16 protein-coding genes are annotated in these 21,233 nt (G+C 57.1%); 8 read left to right on the forward strand and 8 right to left on the reverse strand.

Annotation, left to right across the window (positions count from 1 at the left end; translation table 11 throughout):
* Nucleotides 1-107 precede the first annotated feature (107 nt).
* Genes Q5Q88_RS03775 through Q5Q88_RS03795 form a run of 5 tightly spaced genes read left to right on the forward strand, consistent with a single transcriptional unit; the run spans nucleotide 108 to nucleotide 8,467 of the window.
* The gene (locus tag Q5Q88_RS03775; protein ID WP_302741929.1) at nucleotides 108-1,646 is read left to right on the forward strand and encodes an N-6 DNA methylase; all 1,539 of its coding nucleotides are present in this window, start codon (nucleotides 108-110) and stop codon (nucleotides 1,644-1,646) included.
* Complete coding sequence (locus Q5Q88_RS03780; protein ID WP_302741854.1) at nucleotides 1,646-2,836, forward strand: restriction endonuclease subunit S; 1,191 nt, start codon at nucleotides 1,646-1,648, stop codon at nucleotides 2,834-2,836. The genes Q5Q88_RS03775 and Q5Q88_RS03780 overlap by 1 nt, the downstream gene beginning before the upstream one ends.
* A gap of 56 nt (nucleotides 2,837-2,892) precedes the next feature.
* The gene (gene xerA, locus Q5Q88_RS03785) at nucleotides 2,893-3,882 is read left to right on the forward strand and encodes a site-specific tyrosine recombinase/integron integrase (RefSeq protein ID WP_302741855.1); all 990 of its coding nucleotides are present in this window, start codon (nucleotides 2,893-2,895) and stop codon (nucleotides 3,880-3,882) included.
* A 25-nt stretch (nucleotides 3,883-3,907) separates the two neighbouring features.
* The gene (locus Q5Q88_RS03790; protein ID WP_302741856.1) at nucleotides 3,908-5,065 is read left to right on the forward strand and encodes a restriction endonuclease subunit S; all 1,158 of its coding nucleotides are present in this window, start codon (nucleotides 3,908-3,910) and stop codon (nucleotides 5,063-5,065) included.
* 18 nt (nucleotides 5,066-5,083) lie between these two features.
* Nucleotides 5,084-8,467: a DEAD/DEAH box helicase family protein gene (locus tag Q5Q88_RS03795; RefSeq protein ID WP_294122803.1), complete on the forward strand. Its 3,384-nt coding sequence runs from the start codon at nucleotides 5,084-5,086 to the stop codon at nucleotides 8,465-8,467.
* A gap of 112 nt (nucleotides 8,468-8,579) precedes the next feature.
* Here Q5Q88_RS03795 and Q5Q88_RS03800 read toward each other — a convergent pair whose 3' ends face one another.
* The 4 genes from Q5Q88_RS03800 to Q5Q88_RS03815 form a co-directional block, all read right to left on the reverse strand.
* Nucleotides 8,580-10,034: a family 1 glycosylhydrolase gene (locus Q5Q88_RS03800; RefSeq protein ID WP_302741857.1), complete on the reverse strand. Its 1,455-nt coding sequence runs from the start codon at nucleotides 10,032-10,034 to the stop codon at nucleotides 8,580-8,582.
* A gap of 126 nt (nucleotides 10,035-10,160) precedes the next feature.
* Nucleotides 10,161-11,540, reverse strand: a complete 1,380-nt coding sequence (locus tag Q5Q88_RS03805) for a PTS transporter subunit EIIC (RefSeq protein ID WP_302741858.1) — start codon at nucleotides 11,538-11,540, stop codon at nucleotides 10,161-10,163.
* A 175-nt stretch (nucleotides 11,541-11,715) separates the two neighbouring features.
* Nucleotides 11,716-12,543 (reverse strand): PRD domain-containing protein, encoded by an 828-nt coding sequence (locus tag Q5Q88_RS03810; RefSeq protein ID WP_294122810.1) that lies wholly within the window; start codon nucleotides 12,541-12,543, stop codon nucleotides 11,716-11,718.
* 456 nt (nucleotides 12,544-12,999) lie between these two features.
* Nucleotides 13,000-13,269, reverse strand: coding sequence for a hypothetical protein (locus Q5Q88_RS03815; protein WP_294122812.1), 270 nt, complete (start codon nucleotides 13,267-13,269; stop codon nucleotides 13,000-13,002).
* Between the two features lie 258 nt (nucleotides 13,270-13,527).
* Between Q5Q88_RS03815 and Q5Q88_RS03820 the strand changes: the two genes are divergently transcribed.
* Nucleotides 13,528-14,274, forward strand: coding sequence for a DUF1287 domain-containing protein (locus Q5Q88_RS03820; RefSeq protein WP_294122814.1), 747 nt, complete (start codon nucleotides 13,528-13,530; stop codon nucleotides 14,272-14,274).
* Nucleotides 14,275-14,409: 135 nt separating this feature from the next.
* Here the strand turns inward: Q5Q88_RS03820 and Q5Q88_RS03825 are convergent, their stop codons facing one another.
* Entirely contained in the window at nucleotides 14,410-15,177 is a 768-nt protein-coding gene (locus Q5Q88_RS03825) for a MerR family transcriptional regulator (protein WP_294122815.1), read from the reverse strand.
* Between the two features lie 165 nt (nucleotides 15,178-15,342).
* Here Q5Q88_RS03825 and Q5Q88_RS03830 point away from each other — a divergent pair, with 165 nt between their 5' ends.
* Nucleotides 15,343-15,933 (forward strand): histidine phosphatase family protein, encoded by a 591-nt coding sequence (locus tag Q5Q88_RS03830; RefSeq protein WP_118653145.1) that lies wholly within the window; start codon nucleotides 15,343-15,345, stop codon nucleotides 15,931-15,933.
* A gap of 446 nt (nucleotides 15,934-16,379) precedes the next feature.
* Here Q5Q88_RS03830 and Q5Q88_RS03835 read toward each other — a convergent pair whose 3' ends face one another.
* The 3 genes from Q5Q88_RS03835 to serC form a co-directional block, all read right to left on the reverse strand.
* Nucleotides 16,380-17,621 carry a DUF1015 domain-containing protein gene (locus tag Q5Q88_RS03835; RefSeq protein WP_302741859.1) on the reverse strand — a complete coding sequence of 414 codons (1,242 nt, stop codon included), beginning with the start codon at nucleotides 17,619-17,621 and terminating at the stop codon, nucleotides 16,380-16,382.
* 95 nt (nucleotides 17,622-17,716) lie between these two features.
* Nucleotides 17,717-18,880 (reverse strand): phosphoglycerate dehydrogenase, encoded by a 1,164-nt coding sequence (locus Q5Q88_RS03840; RefSeq protein ID WP_118653149.1) that lies wholly within the window; start codon nucleotides 18,878-18,880, stop codon nucleotides 17,717-17,719.
* A gap of 178 nt (nucleotides 18,881-19,058) precedes the next feature.
* Nucleotides 19,059-20,168 carry a 3-phosphoserine/phosphohydroxythreonine transaminase gene (serC, locus tag Q5Q88_RS03845; protein ID WP_294122935.1) on the reverse strand — a complete coding sequence of 370 codons (1,110 nt, stop codon included), beginning with the start codon at nucleotides 20,166-20,168 and terminating at the stop codon, nucleotides 19,059-19,061.
* A 182-nt stretch (nucleotides 20,169-20,350) separates the two neighbouring features.
* Here serC and Q5Q88_RS03850 point away from each other — a divergent pair, with 182 nt between their 5' ends.
* Nucleotides 20,351-21,220 carry a metallophosphoesterase gene (locus Q5Q88_RS03850; RefSeq protein WP_294159833.1) on the forward strand — a complete coding sequence of 290 codons (870 nt, stop codon included), beginning with the start codon at nucleotides 20,351-20,353 and terminating at the stop codon, nucleotides 21,218-21,220.
* The last annotated feature ends 13 nt before the right edge of the window (nucleotides 21,221-21,233 follow it).

A 21,233-nucleotide genomic window follows, 5' to 3' on the forward strand; every position in this document is an offset into this window, starting at 1 on the left:
TAGTGATTTGCAGAAATGGGCTGATGGGGTTGTCGACCTCCTCATCAGCCCACTCTTTATTTGATGTGGGGTAGAGGGTAACCTTAATCATGTGAGATTAGCCCTTGATGGGAAGGACCGGCAAGGTGATTACCGGAGCAGCCAAAAATAAGGTTGATGCTATCTGGCAGAAGATGTGGGAGGGTGGCATCACCAACCCGCTCGACGTTATCAGTAATCTGACGTACCTCATGTTCATGCGCTCTCTTGATGAGAAAGAACTCGAGATGGAGCGCTTGGAGAACATGCTTGGAGTGGAGCAGCCTCATATTTTCCCCGAGGCCTTCGTGAACGATCGCAGTGAAAAAATCGAGGGCAGGGAGATTCGCTGGAGCTCTTTCAAGGACAAGCGTGCCGAGGATATGTACCACATCGTCGATCGCTTCGCTTTTCCGTTCATCAAAACGCTGGGTGGGAAGACTGCGTTTTCCAAGACTATGGAGAATGCTACGTTTGGATTCCCGGCGGGTAAGCCCGCGCTTTTGGAAAAGGCGGTTACCGGCGTTGAAGAACTGTTGGCTGACTTCGACGAGCATATTGGCGACCTGGGCGACTTGTACGAATACATGCTTTCCAAGCTCAGCACTGCTGGTACGAACGGACAGTTTCGCACGCCAAAGCATATTCGCGATTTGATGGTGCAGCTTATCGATCCCAAGGCGGGGGAGCTTATATGCGATCCGGCATGCGGAACGGCCGGCTTCTTGATTTCTGCCGCCGAGCATATTCGCAAGCGTTATGGGAATGATATGGCTGCTGAGCAGTGGGATACGTTTGCTGGAACAAATGGGGCTGCGCCGCAGTTTAACGGTTTTGAAATCGACCAGACGATGCTGCGCATCAGCGCTATGAACCTTATGCTCCATGGCGTCGATGCGCCCGATGTGCGTTACCTTGATAGTATTTCCCAGAAGAACACGATTGGTTCAAAGTACGATGTCATTTTGGCCAATCCACCGTTTACGGGCTCTGTTGACGTTGAGGATATCGATAAGGGGCTACGCGCTATCGTCGAGACCAAGCAGACCGAGCTTTTGTTCGTTGCTCTGTTCTTGCGCATGCTTAAGCTCGGTGGTCGCTGCGCGTGCATTGTTCCCAATGGAGTTTTGTTCCGTTCGAACTCAAAGGCGTATCGTCAGCTGCGTCAGCAACTCGTGGAGGACCATAAACTCGAGGCAATCATCTATCTGCCGAGTGGCGTGTTCAAGCCGTATTCAGGCGTGAGTACGGCAATTCTGATATTCACCAAGACAAACGCCGGTGGCACGGATAACGTGTGGCTCTACAACATGGAGTCGGACGGCTACACGCTTGATGATAAGCGTGATCTGGATGAGAAGAACAACGATATCCCCGATATTCTTGCACGCTGGGCGAACCTTGGTTCCGAGTCTGAGCGCGAGCGTACTGAGAAGAGCTTCCTTGTTCCCAAGCAGGAAATAATCGATAACGAGTACGACTTCAGCTTTAACAAGTACACCAAAACCGAGTACGAGCGTATTGAGTACCCACCTACAAGCGAGATTCTCGCCGAGCTGGATGAGTTGAATGCTCAGTTTGCTGCCGGACTGGCTGAGCTTCACAAGATGCTTGAAGGTGATCTCTGATGCCCGCGAACAAACCCCCGTTTGACGGGGAGCGGGTGAAGCTCGGAGAGCTTATATCAAAGGCTCCGATTGAGCGCTGCGGCGATGGGAAATATCCCGTCTACTCGATGACCATGCGTGACGGAATCGTTGAGCAGGCTGGACGTTTTAAGAAAACAATTGCGTCGAAGGATACTAGTTCATATAAGGTGGTGAAGAAGAATCAGCTCGTTGTTGGATTCCCGATTGATGAGGGTGTGATTTACGTTCAGCATCATGATGTTCCGGGGATTATGAGTCCCGCGTATAACGTTTGGAATATCAATCTCGGTCGGGTCGATCCGTCATACCTTGAATTTGCGCTGCATAGTCCAAGAAGCATGGCTTACTACGCAGACAAGATGCGAGGAACCACGGCGAGAAGGAGGACATTGACCGCCGATGGACTTCGCGAGATGGAAATTCTCCTGCCCTCTGTCGATGAGCAGGTTAGGGTTGTGAACACGCTTGACGAAGTCAGATCGCTAATCAAGGAGGCAAACGGCCAGATTGCCATGCTCGACACCCTCGTCAAATCCCGGTTTGTCGAGATGTTCGGGAGTTTAAGTTCCGGTTACAAGTATGAAACTCGGAAACTGGGGACCCTTTTGTCCGTTAATCCTCAGAATGGACTATATAAGCCTCAGAAGTTTTACATTGGCGAGGGCGGTGTCCCTATCGTGCGCGTGGATGCCTTCCAAGCAGGCTATATTGAGAGCTATGATAATCTTAGACGCCTGGAATGCTCCGAATCTGAAATTGAGATTTACAGCCTGCGCGAAAACGACATTGTGATAAACAGGGTGAATGGGAGTATCGAGCGAGTTGGCAAGATTGCCTGGATATATGGACTGGTTGAACCTACTGTATTTGAATCGAACATGATGCGCTTCCATGTAGACGAAAGCAGGCTCGATCTTGCCTATATCACTGCGTTCTTGAACTCTAGCGATATCAGAGAACAAATCAAATCTCGTGCTCGGATAGCAAATCAGTGCAGTATCAATCAAGGGAACGTTGCGGATCTTGACATTCCTCTGCCCCCACTCGCCCTCCAGCAAGAATTCGCCGCCTTTGTCGCCGAGGTCGACAAATCGAGGTTTGTCGTTCAACAGAAGATCGAAAAGCTGCAGATGCTCTATAACAGTCTTGCTCAGGAGTATTTTGGCTAAGCAGTTCGTTGCTGCATCCTTACCGCATGTGTTCACGTGCGGTAAGGAGTGTCCTCATGAATGAGAAGGTGCTTGTCATCAAGGAGATCGAGCGACTTATGGCGCCGATTCTTAGCAACGATCAGCTGGGAAAACTACATTCCGTGCTCGATCATTGCCTGCTCGACGCGGGCGACTTTCCTCTGAGGAACACCCAATTTTCCACTAACGGTGAGACGATAGATGCGTTTTTGTCTGCAAAGTCTGTCGAGGGCTGTTCCACTAGAACCATTCGGTATTACTCGCAGGCGCTTGAACGTTTCTCCAGCGCCATTGACAAATCCTTTATCGAAGTTACGACCGATGATGTGCGTGGGTATTTGACGGCGTGTCAGCAGGGCGGTCGGGTGAGTAATGTTACGGTGGACAATATCCGGCGGATAATATCGAGCTTCTTTTCATGGCTTGAGATCGAGGACATTGTTTACAAGAGCCCCGTCAGACGAATCAAGAAAATTCGATCGCTCAAAGCGGTCAAGCCCATTATTACCGATGAGTCGATGGAAGTCTTAAGGGACGGATGCAAAACAGCTAGAGACCTTGCAATCGTCGACCTTTTGACATCAACGGGAATGCGCGTTGGCGAGCTCGTGAAGCTCAACAGGCGGGATATCGACCTGACAAATCGAGAGTGCGTGGTTAAGGGCAAGGGCAATAAAGAGCGGAAAGTTTATTTCGATGCACGAGCAAAGATTCATCTAAGCGCTTACCTCGAGCAGCGAATTGACGAAAATGAGGCGCTATTCGTTTCGCTCAACTATCCCTATAAACGACTTGAAATCAGCGGTGTCGAGACGCGGTTGCGCGAACTTGGGAGGTCGGCGATTGGAGAGCGCGTGCATCCGCACAAGTTCCGGCGGACCCTTGCGACGAAAGCGATTGATAAGGGGATGCCGATCGAGCAGGTGCAGGTGCTGTTGGGACACAGTAAGATTGAGACAACGCTCTGCTACGCCATGGTCGATCAGCAAAATGTGAAGCGATCACATCACAAGTACATCGGCTGACGAACCCCCGTTTGACGGGGAGTGGGTGAAGCTTAAGGGGCGCGTCGAATACGTGCGAGGAGTGACATATAAGGCTGCCGTCGATCTTCATGAGGAACTGGACCGTGGTAGTTACATCCTGCTTCGAGCAAACAATATCCAGGACGGCAGGCTGTCGTTCGATGATGTTCAATACGTTGATAAATCGAAGGTCAAGCCAAAGCAGCTCTTGCGAAAGGGCGATATTTTAATCTGCGCTTCGAGTGGCAGTAAGAGCCTGGTTGGAAAAGCCGCTCTTGTAGAAAATGATATGCCTATTACATTTGGTGCTTTTTGTTGCGTGCTTCGTCCAAAAACCGGTGAGCCGGAATACCTCGGCCATTATTTCCAGAGCTGGCAGTACCGAAAAGCAATTGAAAGGGTTTGCTCTGGTTCGAATATCAATAATTTGAAGGCTGCAAGTTTCGAATCTCTTATTGTTCCGTTGTATTCGAAAAGCGACATGCTATCGGTTGTCGGTGTGCTCGATGCTTTGGTTGCCCAGAAGAGGGGGACGGAGTCTCAGCTAGAATTGCTCGACACCCTCGTCAAATCCCGGTTTGTCGAGATGTTCGGGGATCCTGCCGAAAACACAATGAGCTGGGATTCAGCCAGCCTTACGTCACTCGGTAGATGCAAGAATGGAATGAACTTCAAATCCAAAGAAAGCGGAATCGAGTTGCCCTGCTTGGGTGTTGGAGATTTCAAAGACCGCACATTTATCAACGGCGTTTCTGAGATGGGGCGCGTCAATCTAGATACCATGCCCTCGGAGGGATATTTTCTCAAAGATAGGGACATTGTTTTCGTTCGTTCGAACGGAAACAAGAGGCTTGTGGGTCGATGCTTGGCGGTTTTTCCAAATGGTGAGAAAGCTGTCTACAGTGGATTTTGCATTCGTTTGCGGATCGAATCTGATCGGGTGAGGATTCCCTACCTGGTATGGGCGCTAAGGCATCCGTCAATGCGTCAGCAAATGTTTGGCAGGGGTGCCAACGTCCAGAATCTCAATCAAAAGCTGATGTCGAATGTAGAGGTGCCGATACCTCCGCTGCCGGAACAGGATTGTTTCTTAGATTTCGTCGCCGAGGTCGACAAATCGAGGTTTAACTTGCTAAAGGCATATGGGTCTATAATTGCGTTGTTTCGCGTGTTATTCCCCTGAACAGCGAGTGAGAACGCCATGAACTTCGGATTCCTAAAGCGTGCCGACGGGTATTACGACCTCTTTGCCGATGCTTGCATCGAGGCCGAGAAGATCTACGCGACTTCTCCCGCGCTCTGTGCGGTTGGTTGTCGCAAGGCACTCGAGCTGTCTGTTAAATGGGTCTATGCAATCGATAATTCCATTAGCATGCCGTACCGCGACAATCTCTCGTCGCTTTTGCATGAGCAGTCGTTTAGGGAGTGTGTTGATGAGCGTGTTTGGCGCAGGCTCATCGGCATAAACAAACTCGGAAATCTCTCTGTTCACACGGAGCGCCGTGTCGCCGCCGAGGATGCAGTCCTGTCGCTGAGGTCCCTCTTTGATTTCGTCGACTGGATCGATTATTGCTACGGCCCGGAATATGAGAATCGTCGCTTCGATGAGGCGAAGATTCCAAAGAAGGGCGTTCAGCTCACCCTTCAGCAGGTTAAAGCCATCAAGGCGCGCGAAGAGTTGATTTCTCAAAAGGAGGAAGAGATCAAGCGTCTTGAGGCTCAGCTAAAGGCGATGAGTGCCCAAGCCGCCGTCGATAAAGCTTCTCACATCGAGATGCGATCTTTCAATCCGGAGGAAATCAGCGAGTATAAGACGCGCAAGCATTACATCGATTGGGATCTTGCCCTCGCCGGCTGGAAGATTGACGAGAACGCGCTCGAAGAGCGTGAGGTTACAGGGATGCCTCGAGAGAAGGATTCCGATTCCGGTACGGGTTATATCGATTATCTGCTCTTGGGAAAGGACAATCGCCCCCTTGCCATTGTCGAGGCAAAGAGGACTATGTACTCCCCGCAGAAGGGCATCCAGCAGGCGCGCCTGTATGCTCGATGCTTGGAAAACGAGTATGGCTACAGGCCCCCAATCTTCCTTACGAATGGATTCGAGACTTTTTTCTTGGACGACGATTCCGCTCCGATGCGAAAGGTGAGCGGTTTCTTCTCTCAAGATGAGCTTCAGAGGATAATCAATCGTCGGAATGGCACCGTCAAGCCGAGTACATTGCGGGTGAATGAGGCCATTGCCGGCGGTGGCAAACGCTACTACCAGGTAGAGGCCATCGAGCGCGTGTGTGCCAATATCGAATCAGGCCATCGAAAGAGTCTGCTTGTCATGGCAACCGGAACGGGGAAGACCCGTGTCTCGGCTGCCTTGACGGACGTCCTCATGCGTTCCGGGCTCGTTAAGAACGTCTTGTTCCTTGCGGACCGCGTGGCACTTGTTCGTCAGGCCAAAAGCGGCTACCAGGATTATCTGCCAAATGAGACGCTGTGCAATCTTGTGTCTAACAAGGATGACCGCAACGCTCGCATCGTATTCTCTACGTACCCGACCATTCTCAATGCGATTGACAGGGAGCACAATGAGGCCGGCAACCTCATGTTTACCCCTGCGCACTTCGACCTCATCATCGTTGATGAGGCACATCGCTCCATTTTCAAAAAGTACCGAGCGATCTTCGACTACTTTGATTCACTTGTTGTTGGCCTTACTGCTACGCCGGCGAACGAGGTCGATCGCAACACGTACGACTTTTTTGAGGTCGAGCGCGGAGTGCCCACCTACGTGTATGAGTACAACACCGCCACAGAGGTCGATCATGTTCTCGTGCCGTATTTCGGCATCGAGACCCATACGAGCTTCATGGACGACGGCATAACGTACGACGATTTGTCCGAGGAGGATCGCGAGACGCTTGAGGAAGACTTCGGGGAGACGGGGCAAGATGTGCCCGAAAAGATCGAGTCGTGCGAGATCAACCAATGGGTGTTTAACGAGTCTACGGTGGATGGTGTGTTGGAAACCCTCATGGAGAAGGGCATCAAGGTAAACGGCGGTCAAACGCTCGGAAAGACCGTTATCTTTGCGCAGAGCCAAAAACACGCTCGGTTCATCGTTGAGCGTTTTGGAAAACTATATCCAAATCTCCCAGGGGATTATATAAAGACGGTGCTACATTCGGATGATTATTCGCACACTGTAATCGATGATTTCGAGGTCAAACCGTTGCCAGTTATCGCCGTGTCGGTCGATATGATGGACACTGGCGTTGACGTACCCGAAATCGTCAACCTCGTCTTTTTCAAGAAAGTGCGCTCGAAGATAAAGTTTTGGCAGATGATTGGCCGCGGAACTCGTCTGTGTGAGGGCCTTGAAGTCGTTGATCCTCTGGACGGCCCACATGTGGACAAAGAGCGCTTCTTCATTTTTGATTGGTGCAAGAACTTCGAGTTTTTCCGAGAGCGGCTGAATGTTTCAGAGGGTAAGATCGCCTTGTCTTTGACGGAGCAGGTTTTTCAGCGTCAAGCTGAACTGGCCATGCTGATGCAGGAGAGCGCATTTGCCGCCGATGACTATCAGAGCCTGCGCCAAGAGCTCGTGGATACCATGCGAAGCCAAGTTGTGGCGTTGAATGACGAGCTTTTTTCTGTTCGTAGGCATCGCCGCGAGGTGGAGAAGTATCGCCGCGTCGAGTCATTTCAGTTGCTAACCCCAACATCATTTGCCGAGCTCAAGTCACCGATCTCAATGCTTGTGGTAAATGACGAGGCAGATGTTGACGCCTTGAGATTCGATGCGCTTATGTACGGCTACATGATTGCCGCCTGCCAGGGCGGGAAAACCGCTGGCTATAAGTCTCGGCTGATTTCGATTGCTGCTTGCTTGCAAAAGGCGGCAACCATTCCCCAGGTCAAGGACAAGTTGCCCTTGATTGACGAGGTCTTTGATGGGCAGATTCTCGACGATGCGAATCTTCTGGATATGGAGGGTATCCGCAAGGAGCTGCGTGGTCTCATTCGTTTTATCGTGGTTGGCAAGGGCAGACGTGACGTCATTACGCATCTTGATGATCCGGTTACGCAGGTCGTTTATGGCGTTGAGGCGGATATCGGCGAGGACTTTGAGGACTATAGGCTGAAGGTCGAGCGTTATCTCAAGGACTATGCCGATACATTGGTGATTCATAAGCTGCGCAACAACCAGCCCATGACGGAATTTGAGTTCGAGCAGCTCGAGCGGATCTTCACGCATGATCTTGGTAACGCCGAGGATTACGCCAAGGCTTACGGCGATACGCCGTTTGGGTTATTGGTTCGCAGACTGGTTCATCTCGATCATGATGCTGCCATGGCTGCTTTTGCGAACTTCCTGAACGACCAGAGCCTCAATGAGCAGCAGATTTCCTTCGTGAAGCGTGTGGTGGATTACGTGGTAGAGAACGGCTATATGGAGCCGGTTGCCTTGACGCAGCCCCCGTTTGATCGGCCGCAATCCTTTATTCGCATGTTCAATTCGCAGCAACAGCTTGATTTGATGGCGGTCATCAAGGGGATTAAGCGGAATGCGGAACAGCCCGCCGCGTAAGGCATTTTGTTCGATGCCGATTTAGACGGTCATGGGAATGGGTGGGGTCCGGGCATTCCGGACCCCACCCATTCGTGTTGCATTTTCGGGTGCAGTGAGGACGTCGATGGGTTTAATCCAGGTCTTCGCCGTTGGATGCGATGACCTTCTTGTACCAATAGAAGCTGTCCTTGCGGTAACGGTCATAGGTTCCGTTGCCGTAGTCATCTGCATCGACGTACACGAATCCATAGCGCTTGACCATCTCGGCGAGCGAGGCGGACGGAAGGTCGATGCAGCCCCATGTGGTGTAGCCCATGAGATCGACGCCGTCTGCAACCGCCTCGCGCATGGCGCGGATGTGCTCTCGGAGATAGTCGATGCGGTAGGCGTCGTGGACCGTTCCATCCGACTCCAGGGTGTCTGCCGCTCCCAGACCGTTCTCAACGATGAAGATCGGCATCTGGTACCGGTCGTAAATGCGGTTGAGCGTGATGCGCAGTCCCTCGGGATCGATGCCCCAGCCCCAGTCGTTCGTCTTGATATACGGGTTGCGCAGGTTCTTGATCAGGCCTCCGGGGTTCTCCCGTTTATCCTCATCTCCGCTTACCACATAGGTCATGTAATAGCTGAAGGCAAGGAAATCGACCGTGCTTGACCTCAGGATATCCTCGTAACCGTCGACGAAGTCGATATCGATGCCCGCCTCGTTGAAATAGCGCAGCACGCGCTTGGAGTAGGCACCGCGCGCCATGACGTCGTAGGGATTCAGGTTGAGCTGGTCTTCGAGCACCGTGGCAGCAACATCAGTCGGCTTGCAAGTGTACGGGTAGCACTCGAGTCGGGCGATCATGCAGCCGATTTTGCACTGCGGGGCGACGTCGTGCGCGTAGGCGATGGTTTTGGCCGAGGCGAGGAACTGATGGTGCATGATCTGGTGGGCTAAAGAGAGGCGGTCTTTCTTAGAGCGGTACACCAGCGAGCCGCCGCCCATGTACGGAGAGCACAGGGCCATGTTAATCTCGTTGAAGGTGATCCAATACGTGACCTCGTCTTTATATTCATCGATCAGCGTTCGCGAGAACTTGACGAACAGGTCGATGAGCTCTGGCGACTCCCAGCCGTTGTATTCGTCGGTGAGCGCAATGGGCACCTCGTAGTGGATCATGGTCACCAGGGGCTCAATGCCGTACTTATGGCATTCGGCAAACACATCGTGGTAGAACTGGATGCCCTCAGGGCTGGGGCGCTCCTCCTTGCCCGTGGGGAACAGGCGCGTCCACGAGATGGACATACGGAATGTCTTGAAGCCCATTTCGGCCAAGAGCGCGATGTCCTCTTTGTAATGGCTGACGAACTCGCTGCCGCGCCGATACGGGAAGTTCATCGCGCCATCGTCTTTGCGGGCGTTCTCAAAGCGTCCCTGGGTGATCTCCATGGTCATGCGGCCGTCGGGACGCTCGTCTTTGGGGACGAAGTCGATGAAGTCCAGATGGGACAGGCCGCGGCCATGGAGGTTGTAGCCGCCCTCAAATTGAGCGGAGCTGGTGGCGCCGCCCCAGAGGAATGTGCTGGGAAATACGTTCATATGTGCTCTCCTTTTGATAAAACCGGTTTGCGGGTGCAGCCGTGCGGTGCGTTTTGGCCGAACAGCTGCGGGGTGGCGCGCTGCAGCAGGGCGGCGCGCCGCGACTGTGCGGAAACGGGCGGTGCGCTACAGCTGAGTCGAAGCGGTGTCGCTAGATCCGTCGGTGTCCTTGGTCATGACGAACGAGTACGCAAAGGCGGTTACAAAGGCGATGAGCAGGGAGATCCCCATGAACATCAGGTTACTCGTGCCGTCGATGTAGCCCGGGATGCTGAACAGACCGGGCTGTGCAAAGACAAAGCATTTCACGCCGAACAGCATGTAGGCGGCACCTCCGGCGGCACCGCCGAGGATGGCACCGATGAGCGGCTGCTTGTACTTGACATCGATGCCGTACAGGGCGGGTTCGGTGATGCCGAGCAGGCCGATGGCGCCGTTGGAGAACGCGGCGGAGCGCATCTTGCCCTTGAGTTTGAAGGATGCGCCGATGGTTGCGCCGGCGACGGCGATGTTGTTCACAAAGAAGCCTGGCATAAGCACGTCGAATCCAGTGGTGGCGAGATTCTGGAGAATGACGGGGAAGGTGGCGGAGTGCATGCCTGCCATGATGATGAAGGGCAGCAGGCCGCCGAACAGCGCGCCGGCGATCGGGCCCATGGTGGCAAACCCGGCGTTGATGCCCTGGCTCAGCAGGATGCCCGCGTAGTTACCGAGCGGAGCTACCACGGCGAGCAAGACGGGCATGAAGATTGCAAAGGAGATCGTTCCCGAGAGGACGATCTTGAGATTTGCGGGGATACAACGATCGACGGCCTTGTACAGGTACGAGAACGCGATGACACATAGGATGGTGGGCAGAACCGAAGAGGCGTAGCTATATGCCGGAACCTGGAAGAACAGGAATTGGATGGAGGCTCCAGCGGTCTGGTTCAGGAATGTGGGATACAGCAGGCAACCGGCGATCATGAGTCCGAAGACCTGATTGAGCCCAAAGCGCTTGGCCGTCGTCATGCCCACGAGGAACGGGAGGAAGTAGAACGGGGCGTCGCCGACGGCGTTCAGCACGGTGGCGACTCCGCTGTCACCAGCGATGAGCCCAAAGGTCGTGAGGATGAGGACGAGGCTCTTGATCATGCCGCCCGTGCAGAACGCGGGAAGAACGGGGAGGAAAATCGAGGATAGCGTCTCAAGGATCATCGAGGAGATGGGGGCCTTCTCGCCCGTAGGCTGCTCGTCGTCATCATCGATGACGTCTTTTTCCTTAAAACCTGTGATGCTGCAGAACTCACGGTAGACGTCGGGCACGTGGGTGCCAATGACGAGCTGGATTTGATTGCCCATCTCTTTGACTTGCAGGACGCCCTCGATAGCCTCGAGCTGCTCGCGGTCGATGATGCTTTTGTCTTTCACGATGAGACGCAGGCGCGTGATGCAGCAAAAGACGTCTTGGATATTATCGGTCGAGATGATCTGCAAAATATCATTGCAGAGTTGTTCGTATTTCATGTCGAACTCCTTGCAGTTCAGTGACCTAATTGGTCGTGCTGGTGATGCTGCAAAGGTTATGCCTGGGACGGTCGACTGCGCGAACACCCAGTAACAGTCCTTCGACATGCGCCGTGTTGGCGCGTGGTTCCTTGATCGGGTTCGTGGTGCGGCGCGATGCGGATTGCATGGGTCGCTACGAGCAGATCCTGCTGATGTGGATGATGATGTACAGCGTCTCATCATCGGAGAGCTTGCGCCCCCATGAGCTGAATATGTGGCGGGCGATCGCGTCTGCACATGATGCGCCCTGGGGGAATTGCTCGCGCATGCTCGTGAGCATGCTGGCATCCAAGCCCGCGGCTTCCAAGTTGTCGCCGATGCGCAGCCGCTTGAATAGATACAGCATGTGCGTTGCGTAGCGAGAAAAGGCGAATGACGTGCGGTCGACGGCGATTCCGAAAGAGCCCTCGATGATCTCTGTCACATCTTCGAGCATGCGGTCGTCTGCGGTGGTTTCGGATGCGCGTATCTCCTCGGTTGACATCTGCGCGTTCACGAGATTGAGGGCGATGCCGGCTGCTTCTTCGCGGGGAAGCCCAACGCCGAACTCCTTTTCGATGCGACGGACGGCGAAAGAGCCAAGTCTGTATTCGTCTGGATAGCTCTGTTGGACGTCATACGCCATGGGCATTCGAATGTACATCTGCTTTCGAGCTCGTTCCACCGCATAGGCGATGTGGTCGGCGAGAATGAACGTGAGGTTCGGGGACAGTTCATAGGGAAGCTGGTTCCGTACGACGTCGACTATTTTTGCCGCGAACTCGAGAACTTCTTCTGGTAGGTCGCCAGCTGCGGAAAGATAGCGACTTCCGACATCGTAGAAGGTTCGAGATATCTCCGACAGCTTGAGATCACGAGGCAACTCGCCAAAGCCCAAGCCTCGACCCATGGCGATGAGCTCATTACCGTCGTCATCTATGCAGGTGACGACATTATTGTTGATCTTCTTGATCGCTCGCATTATTACACCTCCTTTCTGTCTGCCCGTGATGACGGGCGCGAATCAGTGAGCTGGAACCACGCTCATAAAGAAAAACTCTTCGACGCAACCGTAAGAAGACCCTTGGCCTCCACGGTTATGCCTCGAAGAGTAACAGCCCGTGCATCTTTGAATTGTCAGCTGCCTGGTTATGCTCCTCACGGATTACAGCCCAAGAACAACCGTATTGTAAGGGATTGAAAATGGAAGATTTCAAGTGAATTCATTTTAATCAGTGAGTGGAAGTTATCTATCGATGGGCGGCGTTGGCGATTTGACGGAGATGCTCCGTGGGCAGCAAGATGGTCAAGTTGCCGCTGCGTGTGACGTTTCTCTATGGTTGTAGCTGCACCAGCTTTTCCATCGCCCGCCGATGCCTCTCCGCCCGCTCTGCGATGGACCGCGCGATAGCTTCCTGGCTCTGCATATACGACACCTTCATCGGCGACGTGGCGCCGGATTCTCCTTAAGGGCGAGCCAAGAGACGGCGATGAAGAGCCCCGCAACGAGGAGAATCGCGAATTTGATCAAATTGAGGGCGCCGTGCCCCAATGCGATGAGGAGTCTCTTGCGAAGGATCCGCCGTTCCGCTGCGGGGTGCTTTCGATATTCGATGTACACCCAGGCGAAGAATAGCGATATGTCGACCCCGAATGCGATGAGCCCGAAGGTCATCTGCTCCACCAACACCTGTACGCTCTCGTCCATAAGCGACCCTCTAGCGATGCCCTGAGCGGCGTGCACGCCAGATGCGATTCGCCGTGAACGTGACAATGAAAGATATCAGGAAGATTCTCATCATGTACCTCCCGCGCAAAATGGTCCCTTGGGATAATGGTACTGGTTCGCCCGGACGCAATTCGATGCTGGCTGCTAAGGGCGGGCGACTCTTGGTTGTCCGCAGCTCGTGGGTTTGCTCGCTACGCGAGCCTGTCGTCGGTCGTGGAGATGGGACGGAGGGTAGAAATGGGTAAGAGACGTGGCGGAACCCGCAAGGCCTGTGTCCTGGTTGCCGTGATGGCCTGCGTGCTTGCCGTGGTGGGATTGGGCCTCATCGCTACGGGGCGCCTGTGCATCACGTCGGCCCGACGTCCCGCGGATCGGTATGGGCAAGATTGCTGTTCAGACGGGGGAGGCGCCGCGGGCATCGCTCTTAGCGGCGCCGTGGACTCTCCCGACGTCGATTTCGATGGCATTCCGGACGACGAGGATATTCTCGCCGCCGCCCTCTCGTACATCGGGACGCGACCGCATTACAAGAGCGCCTATTACGCTTCCGGATATCCCGATGACGAGTTCGGCGTCTGCACCGACGTCGTCGCCATTGCATGTCGGGATGCCGGCTATGACCTGCAACGGCTGGTGGCTGCCGACATCGTCCACCGTCCGGACGCCTACGGCATCGCCGCCCCGGATCCGGCGATCGATTTTCGCCGCACCCCGAACCTCGAGGTGTTCTTGGGTGCCCATGCCCTGAGTCTTACCAATGATGTGCGGGAGATCGACCAGTGGTGCGGTGGCGATATCGTACTGTACGAAGGGCATGTCGGTATCGTGTCCGATCGCCGCAACGTGCAGGGGATCCCGTATCTCATCCACCATGCGAGCCCGTTCCAGCTGTGCTATGAGGAGGACGGGCTGGAGCGCTATGGACGCATCATCGGGCATTACCGCATGAAGCCCGCATGCCTCGACCTGCTCGAGCGGGCGTGACGGAACGTGTTCAGCTTGAGCGCGCGTTCCGTCCGGGCCACAGCGGCGCATCGATGTTCTGTCGGCGGGGCGCCCCGCACAGGGGGAACTTCGCCGTAACGCGTCGAGCTGCCGCACACCGGGCCGCCCCCGCTCCTACCTCGCGTGCGCGGTGATCGCACCGTGCAGCCAGGTGGCGCACCCGGCGACGTTCCCGTCGTAGTATGCGGTGAAGCGCTCGTCGGCGACGTACATCTCGGCCAGGCCGCGATGCGCTTCGGGCGTGTAGAAGTTCCAGGTGAATCCGAGCCACTCGCGGTGCATGGAGCAGATGCGCTCGCCTTCTTGGCCCGTCGGGTCGGCGCCCGCGGTCACGGCGGCCTCGAGCGCCTCGTTGATGGCCCGTCCCAACTCCTGGAAGCGCTCGAATTCCCCCTCGCTCAGATTGAGCATCTTGCGGTTCGCCTCGTCTGCCGCGGCGTCTCCCCAGCGCTCGCGAACCTCCTTGCCGTACTCGTGCTCGTTGTCCTCGATGAGGCCCCGCTTCATGCCCTCGAATTTGGCCTTGTCGCTCATGGGCGTTCCTTTCTCGATGTGTGCGATGGTGGTTTCGACGGTGCGGATGAGCGCCTCGAGGCGCGCATGCTCCGTCTTGAGCGTTTCGAGATGATGGGCGAGCGCGCGGCGGCGCTCATCTTCGGTGGCGCTCAGGGCGCGTGGGATCTCGGCCGTGCCTACGCCCATGTGGCGCAAGAGCAGGATCTCCTGCAGGCGGTCGATGTCCGCCGGCGTGTAGCGGCGGTACCCGTTGGGGCCCCTCGTGGGCTTCAGCAGCCCCTCTTCCTCGTAGAAACGCAAGGTGCGGGTCGATACTCCCGCGATCTTGGAGACCTCTCCGATGCCGTATGTTTCCCGTAAGTCCATGTCGGCCTCCTCGACGTCGATCGTCCGTAGAATAAACCTTTCCGCAACGTTAAGGTCAAGGACGGGCTTGGTCGGCATTTCGCCGTCGATTGATACAATCGGAACACATAGATGTAAACAAATGCGACGCCCGCCCGCGCGACGGGGCGCCAAAGGGGGGTATTGATGCACGGCGACCTGTATCTTGTCCGACACGGCAAGACCATGTTCAACGAGAAGCGAGTGATCCAAGGTTGGTGCGATGCGCCTCTCACGCTCGAGGGCGAGGAGCAGGCGGAGCGCATCGGCAGGTATTTCGAGCGCGAGGGAATCACGTTTGACCATGCGTACACTTCCACGCTGACCCGCACGCAGCAGACTATCGAGCGCATCGTGGATATGAGCTATGAGCGCGTCGAGGACCTGCGTGAATGGGGGTTCGGCGCGTTCGAGGGGGAGCGCGTGAGCCTTATGCCGCCGTTCCCGTGGGGCGATTTCTATGTCCCCTTCGGTGGTGAGGCGCAGGTGGACGTGCGCCGTCGTGTGAGCGATGCGCTTGCGCAAATCATGGCGCGTCCCGGCCATGAGCGCGTGTTGGCGGTGAGCCACGGGTCGGCATGTCGCGAGTTCCTGACCCGATGGGTGCCCGACGGCGGGTTCGATCATGGGAAGGTGCCCGGCAACTGCAGCATCATGCATTTTGCGTTCAGCGAGGGGATGTTCGAGCTGATTGAGGTCATCGAGCAGGATCGGTTGAGGGTGCTGCTCGGGGAGTAGGCGCTTCGCGTCTCGGATGCGTCTTTTCGGCAGCACCGGTTGCGCGCTTTGCGCATGGGCTTTCAAGTGGCGCGCGGCAAGACCGCCCGGCTTCCATGGAACCGGGCGGTCTTGCATAAAATGGCATGAATCGCAGTGGTGAATGAATAAGATCTAAGGCCGAGGGCTTGGCGCCCCATACGATTCCGGTCAAGTGGTCAAAATATCCTGTTTGTGCGCTGAACCTCAAGAAGCCTCAAGACAAAACCCCAGGATTGCGCGATCTCCGGGTCGTGCTCGCGCACGCAAGTGCCGGTCTGGTTCATTAGATGAGAGCAAAGCCCCAGGATTCACATGTGCGGCCGAGTATGCATCGCTGGAAACGAGGTCATGTTGGCGCACAACTAGGGTATTTTGACCATCATCGTGAAAATGCACGGAACCAAGGGCCGGAAAGCGGCTTTGAGCTACTTCGCGATGCGGTGGATGAACAGGCCGCTGCGCAGTTTGGGTTCGAACCAGGTCGATTTGGGCGGCATGACCTCGCCGGCGTCCGCGATGGTGAGCAGCTGGTCGATGCCGGTGGCGCACAGCGTGAACGCTATGCCGTTCTTGCCCGCCCGGGCCTCAAGCTCATCGGTTCCGCGAATGCCGCCCACGAATGAGATGCGGGGGTCGGTACGAGGATCGTCGATGCCCAAAATGGGCGCGAGGATGTGGTCCTGCAGGATGGAGACGTCGAGGGAGGCGACGGCGCTCACGGCGTCGCGCATGTCCCCGTGCAGCTCATACCAGGTGCCGTCGGTGAACATGCCGAACACCCCGCGCTCGCTCGGCTCGACCGGCCCCGTTGCCTCGATGATTCCAAAGCCCGTGCCGCTCAGAGCCTCGAGCAACTCGTGTGTATCGAGACCGTTGCGGTCGGCGACCACGCGATTGTACGGCAGGATGGTGAGCTGGCTCGCCGGGAACAGGACGGAGAGGAAGTAATTGAAGGGTTCTTTACCGGTGTACATGCCCTCCGCCTTGGCCTGCTCGCGCATGCGCTGGGCAACTTTCACCGCGCTTGCGGCGCGATGGTGGCCGTCGGCGATGTAGGCGCATGGAATCTGGCCGAGCATGGCGTGGAGCGCATCCACGGCGTCGCGACGCGCGACCTCCCACACGGTCTGGCGCACCCCGGCCTCGTCGGTGAAATCGTACAGGGGCGTTGAGGTTTTGGCGGCGCCCACGATCATGTCCAGCACGGGCTGGTCGCGGTAGGTGAGGAAGATGGGCCCAGTTTGGCAGCCGAGGGCCTCGATGTGCTCGATACGATCGCGCTCCTTGTCTTCGCGCGTGAGCTCGTGGCGCTTGATGACGCCCTGCTCGTAATCGTCGACGGCGCAAACGCATGCGATGCCGGTTTGGACGCGGCCCTCCCAGGCGAGTTGGTAGATGTAGTACGCGAGGTTCTTGTCCTCGACGAACGTCCCGTCCTCGATGCGCTCGCGCAGCAGCTCCGCCCCGCGCGCGTAGACCTCGGGGGCGTACATGTCGTGTTCAGGGTCGAATTGCGTTTCGGGGCGGTCGATGTTCAGGAACGACAGGGGGTGTCCCGCCACATACGCCGCCGCCTCGGCGCGGTCGAACACGTCATACGGCAGCGCGGCGACCTCCGCCGCATGCTCGGGAACGGGGCGGATGCAGGGAAATGGGAGGGCCTTCATGGGGCCTCCTTTCAGATGACGAGGCGTGACTGCCCACTATTGTACGCGCCCGGCGGGCTCGACGGCGGCCGCTCTAAGCGGGGGCGCCGTCGAGCCTACTTGATCACGCGGACGCGGTACATGCCGGAGATGTCCTTGAGGGCATCGATGGTTACGCTGTCGAGGTGCTCATCGGTGTCGAACATCGTGTAGGCGTTCTCGCCGGCACTCTCGTTGACCATGCGCTGCACGTTGGCGTTGTCCTTCGCGAGAATGGCGGTGATTTGGCCGATCATGTTCGGGACGTTGGCGTGCAGGCATGCGATGCGGCTCGCCGCGCGGGCCTTTCCCATGGAGCAGGACGGGTAGTTCACCGAATGCGCGATGTTGCCGTTTTCCAGGTAGTCCTTGAGCTCCGAAATCGCCATGTCGGCGCAATTTGCCTCCGCCTCGGCGGTGCCGGCGCCGGAGTGCGTGGTAATGAAGGTGCGGGGCATCTTCACCGTTTTGGGCGTGGCGAAGTCGCAGGCGAACCAGGCGAGCTTCCCGGATTCGAGCGCCGCGGCGACTGCGTCCTCGTCGATAATGGTCTCGCGGGCGAAGTTGATGAGCACGGCGCCTGGGGCGAGCAGGGCGAGTTGCTCGGTGGAGATCATGCCAATGGTGTCTGCCTTGGACGGCACGTGCAAGGTGAGATAGTCGCAGCCGCGACAGAGGTCCTCGAGCGTGCCCACGCGCTGGACTTCGCGGTTTAAGGCCCACGCGTGCTCGACGGAGATGAACGGGTCGTAGCCGTAGACGTCCATGCCGAGCTCGACGCAGGCATTGGCGACCTTGGACCCCACGTTGCCGAGGCCCACGACGCCGATGCGCTTGCCGCGTACCTCGCGCCCGACAAACGCCTTTTTCGCCTTTTCGGCATCGACCATGATGTTGGGATCCTCGGCGTTGTCACGCACCCACTGCATGGCCTGCACGATGCCGCGACTCGACATGATCATCATGGCAATGACGATTTCCTTGACGGCGTTTGAGTTGGCACCAGGGGAGTTGAACACCACTACGCCGCGGCGCGCGTACTCCTCGACGGGGATGTTGTTCACGCCCGCGCCGCAGCGACCGATGGCACGGATACCCTCGGGCAGCTCGTAGCCATGCAGGTCGGTGGAACGCATGAGGATCGCGTCGGCGTCCTTGGCGTCCTCGACGAATTCGTATCCCGCGCCGAAGTCGACGCTGCCGTCCTTGGTGATGTCGTCGATGGTTTTGATGTATCTCATGAATGCCTCACATTCCCGCTGACCGGTCCTTGCGAGGCCCGGTGCTCGGACAGTCTTGCTGGTGCGCATGACGCGTTTCGCGGCCTTCGGCTCGTGCGGAACTCGCGGCGGACCTCACGGGAGCCGGCCTGACGTTCCACACGCGATGCGGTGGCGCAATGGGAGAGGGGCGGTGCCCCTAGATAGATCGCGACGGCAATTTCCTCTCGAATTCCTTCATGCACGTCACGAGGGCCCCCACGGAGTCCATGGTCACCGCGTTGTAGATGCTGGCGCGCATGCCGCCCACCAGGCGGTGTCCCTTCACGCCCTCGATGCCCCGTTCGCGCGCGAAGGAGATGAAGGCGGCGTCGAGGTCTACGTCGTTGGTGCGGAAGGTGACGTTGCAGATGGAGCGGCTGTCGCGTTGGGCCGTGCCGTGGAAGAGCTCGCTTTCATCGAGCGTGTGGTAGAGGAGCTCTGCCTTGGCGCGGTTGCGCTGTGCCATGGCGACGAGCCCGTCGGTCTCCTCGATCCAGCGGAAGACCTTGCCGCATAGGTAGATGCCGAAGGTGTTGGGCGTGTTATACATGGAGCCTTTACTCGCCTGCAGCTTGTAACCCATGTAGGTGGGGCAGATGTCGGTGCGCGCGGGGCCGCCCTCGATGAGGTCCTCGCGAACGATCACCACGGTCACGCCGGAGGGGCCGGCGTTCTTTTGGGCACCGGCGTAGATGAGGCCGTAGCGCTCGATGTCGAGCGGCATGGACAGGAAGCAGCTCGAGACGTCAGCCACGAGGGGCGTCGACCCGCAGTCGGGCAGCTCGTGGAACTGCGTGCCGAAGATCGTGTTGTTCTGGCAGATGTGGACGTAGTCGAGGTCGCCCGCGGCGGCGCGTTCCTTTACGGGTGTGAGGTCGGGGATGCGGTCGAAGTTCGTGTCCTCGCTGCTGGCGAGAACCTCTGCCTGGCCGTACTTGCATCCTTCCTTCCAGGCGAGTTTGGAGAAGTTACCGCTCACGACGTAGCCCGCATGGCCACGGCGCATGAGGTTCAGCGGTACGCCCGCGAACTGCAGGGTCGCGCCGCCCTGCAGGAACAGCACACGGTAGTTCGAGGGGATGACGAGCAGTCGGCGCAGGGTCGCCTCGGCTTCGTCGATGACGGCCTGATAGACGGGGGAGCGGTGGCTCATCTCGAGCACAGACATGCCGCTGCCCGCGAAGTCGAGCAGCTCGGATTGAGCTTCGCGCAGCACGCGCTCGGGGAGCGCGGCGGGACCGGCGGAGAAGTTGTGCACGCGTGCCATGGCTGTCCTTTGGGGAGTCGTTTGGATAATGCGATGTACTTTATCACTCTAAAGCATGCGGCGCATGGGGGCGCTTTCCATATTCAATTGTTTACACGGCCGCGACACGGGAGTTTGAGATGTGCGCCTGAGGGGAATACAATAACCCTAACGTTCAAGTTGACCTTGAAGGGAAGACTGCATTGGCGACGTATGTGACATCGGACGCGCACGGACATGCGCGGGCACTCGACCGCGCTTTGGAATTGGCGCAGCCTGGATCGAATGATGCCGTCTTCGTCCTGGGGGACATGGTCGATCGTGGCCCCGATCCCCTGGGCGTGGTGCGCATCGTGCGCTCTCTGCCCAATACGCACGTGCTTATGGGCAACCACGAAGCGATGCTTCTTGAGACGATTCTCACGGGTGACGAGTCGGACATGATGGCGTGGCACATGAATGGCGGTTTCGTCACATCTGAGCAGCTCGACGCGCTTGCGCGCGACGCGTACGTCGATGTCATGGATTGGTTCGCGGCATTGCCGACGTTCGCGGTCGTGGAGGTTGACGATGCACGGCGCTCCGTGGCTCCCGGTGCCCGTCGCTCGCACGTGTTGTGTCACGCGGGCATCGACGCTTCACGGTTGAGGGAGTCGCTTGCCGCGATGGGCGTGGCGGCCGATACGCAGGGAGGCTATGGCGGAGCCACGCCACGCAACCTACTCGATGCTATGGTTCAACAACGGGTTGACGACCTTCTGTGGATACGCCGTGAGTTCTGGTCGGAACCCACGGGACTGGTCGGTTGCGACGGACGGGGCCCCGTGGTCATTGCCGGACACACGCCCTCGGTGCTTTTGGGTCGATACGCGACGCTCATGTGCGGTGATGGCGTGGATGAAGCCCTGCGCGGCGTGATGGTGGAGGTTGGGCCCTCGCGCGACACGGGTGGTGTGGCCGATCGCATCTGCATCGACTGTTCTGCCGCCACCGGGTATCCGAGCGGCCGCGTGGGCATTATGCGCCTCGAGGACCGCCGCGTGTGGCTCGCGGACATCGAAGAAGGGGAGTAACCCCTGCCGCATC

The organism is uncultured Collinsella sp. (assembly GCF_959026545.1).
In the GTDB taxonomy this organism is placed as follows: domain Bacteria; phylum Actinomycetota; class Coriobacteriia; order Coriobacteriales; family Coriobacteriaceae; genus Collinsella.

Bases quoted from the DNA above. Each gene is read 5' to 3' on its own strand.
- Q5Q88_RS03775 (WP_302741929.1), top strand. From the start codon at position 108: ATGGGAAGGACCGGCAAGGTGATTACCGGAGCAGCCAAAAATAAGGTT.
- Q5Q88_RS03780 (WP_302741854.1), top strand. From the start codon at position 1,646: ATGCCCGCGAACAAACCCCCGTTTGACGGGGAGCGGGTGAAGCTCGGA.
- xerA (WP_302741855.1), top strand. From the start codon at position 2,893: ATGAATGAGAAGGTGCTTGTCATCAAGGAGATCGAGCGACTTATGGCG.
- Q5Q88_RS03795 (WP_294122803.1), top strand. From the start codon at position 5,084: ATGAACTTCGGATTCCTAAAGCGTGCCGACGGGTATTACGACCTCTTT.
- Q5Q88_RS03800 (WP_302741857.1), bottom strand. From the start codon at position 10,034: ATGAACGTATTTCCCAGCACATTCCTCTGGGGCGGCGCCACCAGCTCC.
- Q5Q88_RS03805 (WP_302741858.1), bottom strand. From the start codon at position 11,540: ATGAAATACGAACAACTCTGCAATGATATTTTGCAGATCATCTCGACC.
- Q5Q88_RS03810 (WP_294122810.1), bottom strand. From the start codon at position 12,543: ATGCGAGCGATCAAGAAGATCAACAATAATGTCGTCACCTGCATAGAT.
- Q5Q88_RS03815 (WP_294122812.1), bottom strand. From the start codon at position 13,269: ATGGACGAGAGCGTACAGGTGTTGGTGGAGCAGATGACCTTCGGGCTC.
- Q5Q88_RS03820 (WP_294122814.1), top strand. From the start codon at position 13,528: ATGGGTAAGAGACGTGGCGGAACCCGCAAGGCCTGTGTCCTGGTTGCC.
- Q5Q88_RS03825 (WP_294122815.1), bottom strand. From the start codon at position 15,177: ATGGACTTACGGGAAACATACGGCATCGGAGAGGTCTCCAAGATCGCG.
- Q5Q88_RS03830 (WP_118653145.1), top strand. From the start codon at position 15,343: ATGCACGGCGACCTGTATCTTGTCCGACACGGCAAGACCATGTTCAAC.
- Q5Q88_RS03835 (WP_302741859.1), bottom strand. From the start codon at position 17,621: ATGAAGGCCCTCCCATTTCCCTGCATCCGCCCCGTTCCCGAGCATGCG.
- Q5Q88_RS03840 (WP_118653149.1), bottom strand. From the start codon at position 18,880: ATGAGATACATCAAAACCATCGACGACATCACCAAGGACGGCAGCGTC.
- serC (WP_294122935.1), bottom strand. From the start codon at position 20,168: ATGGCACGCGTGCACAACTTCTCCGCCGGTCCCGCCGCGCTCCCCGAG.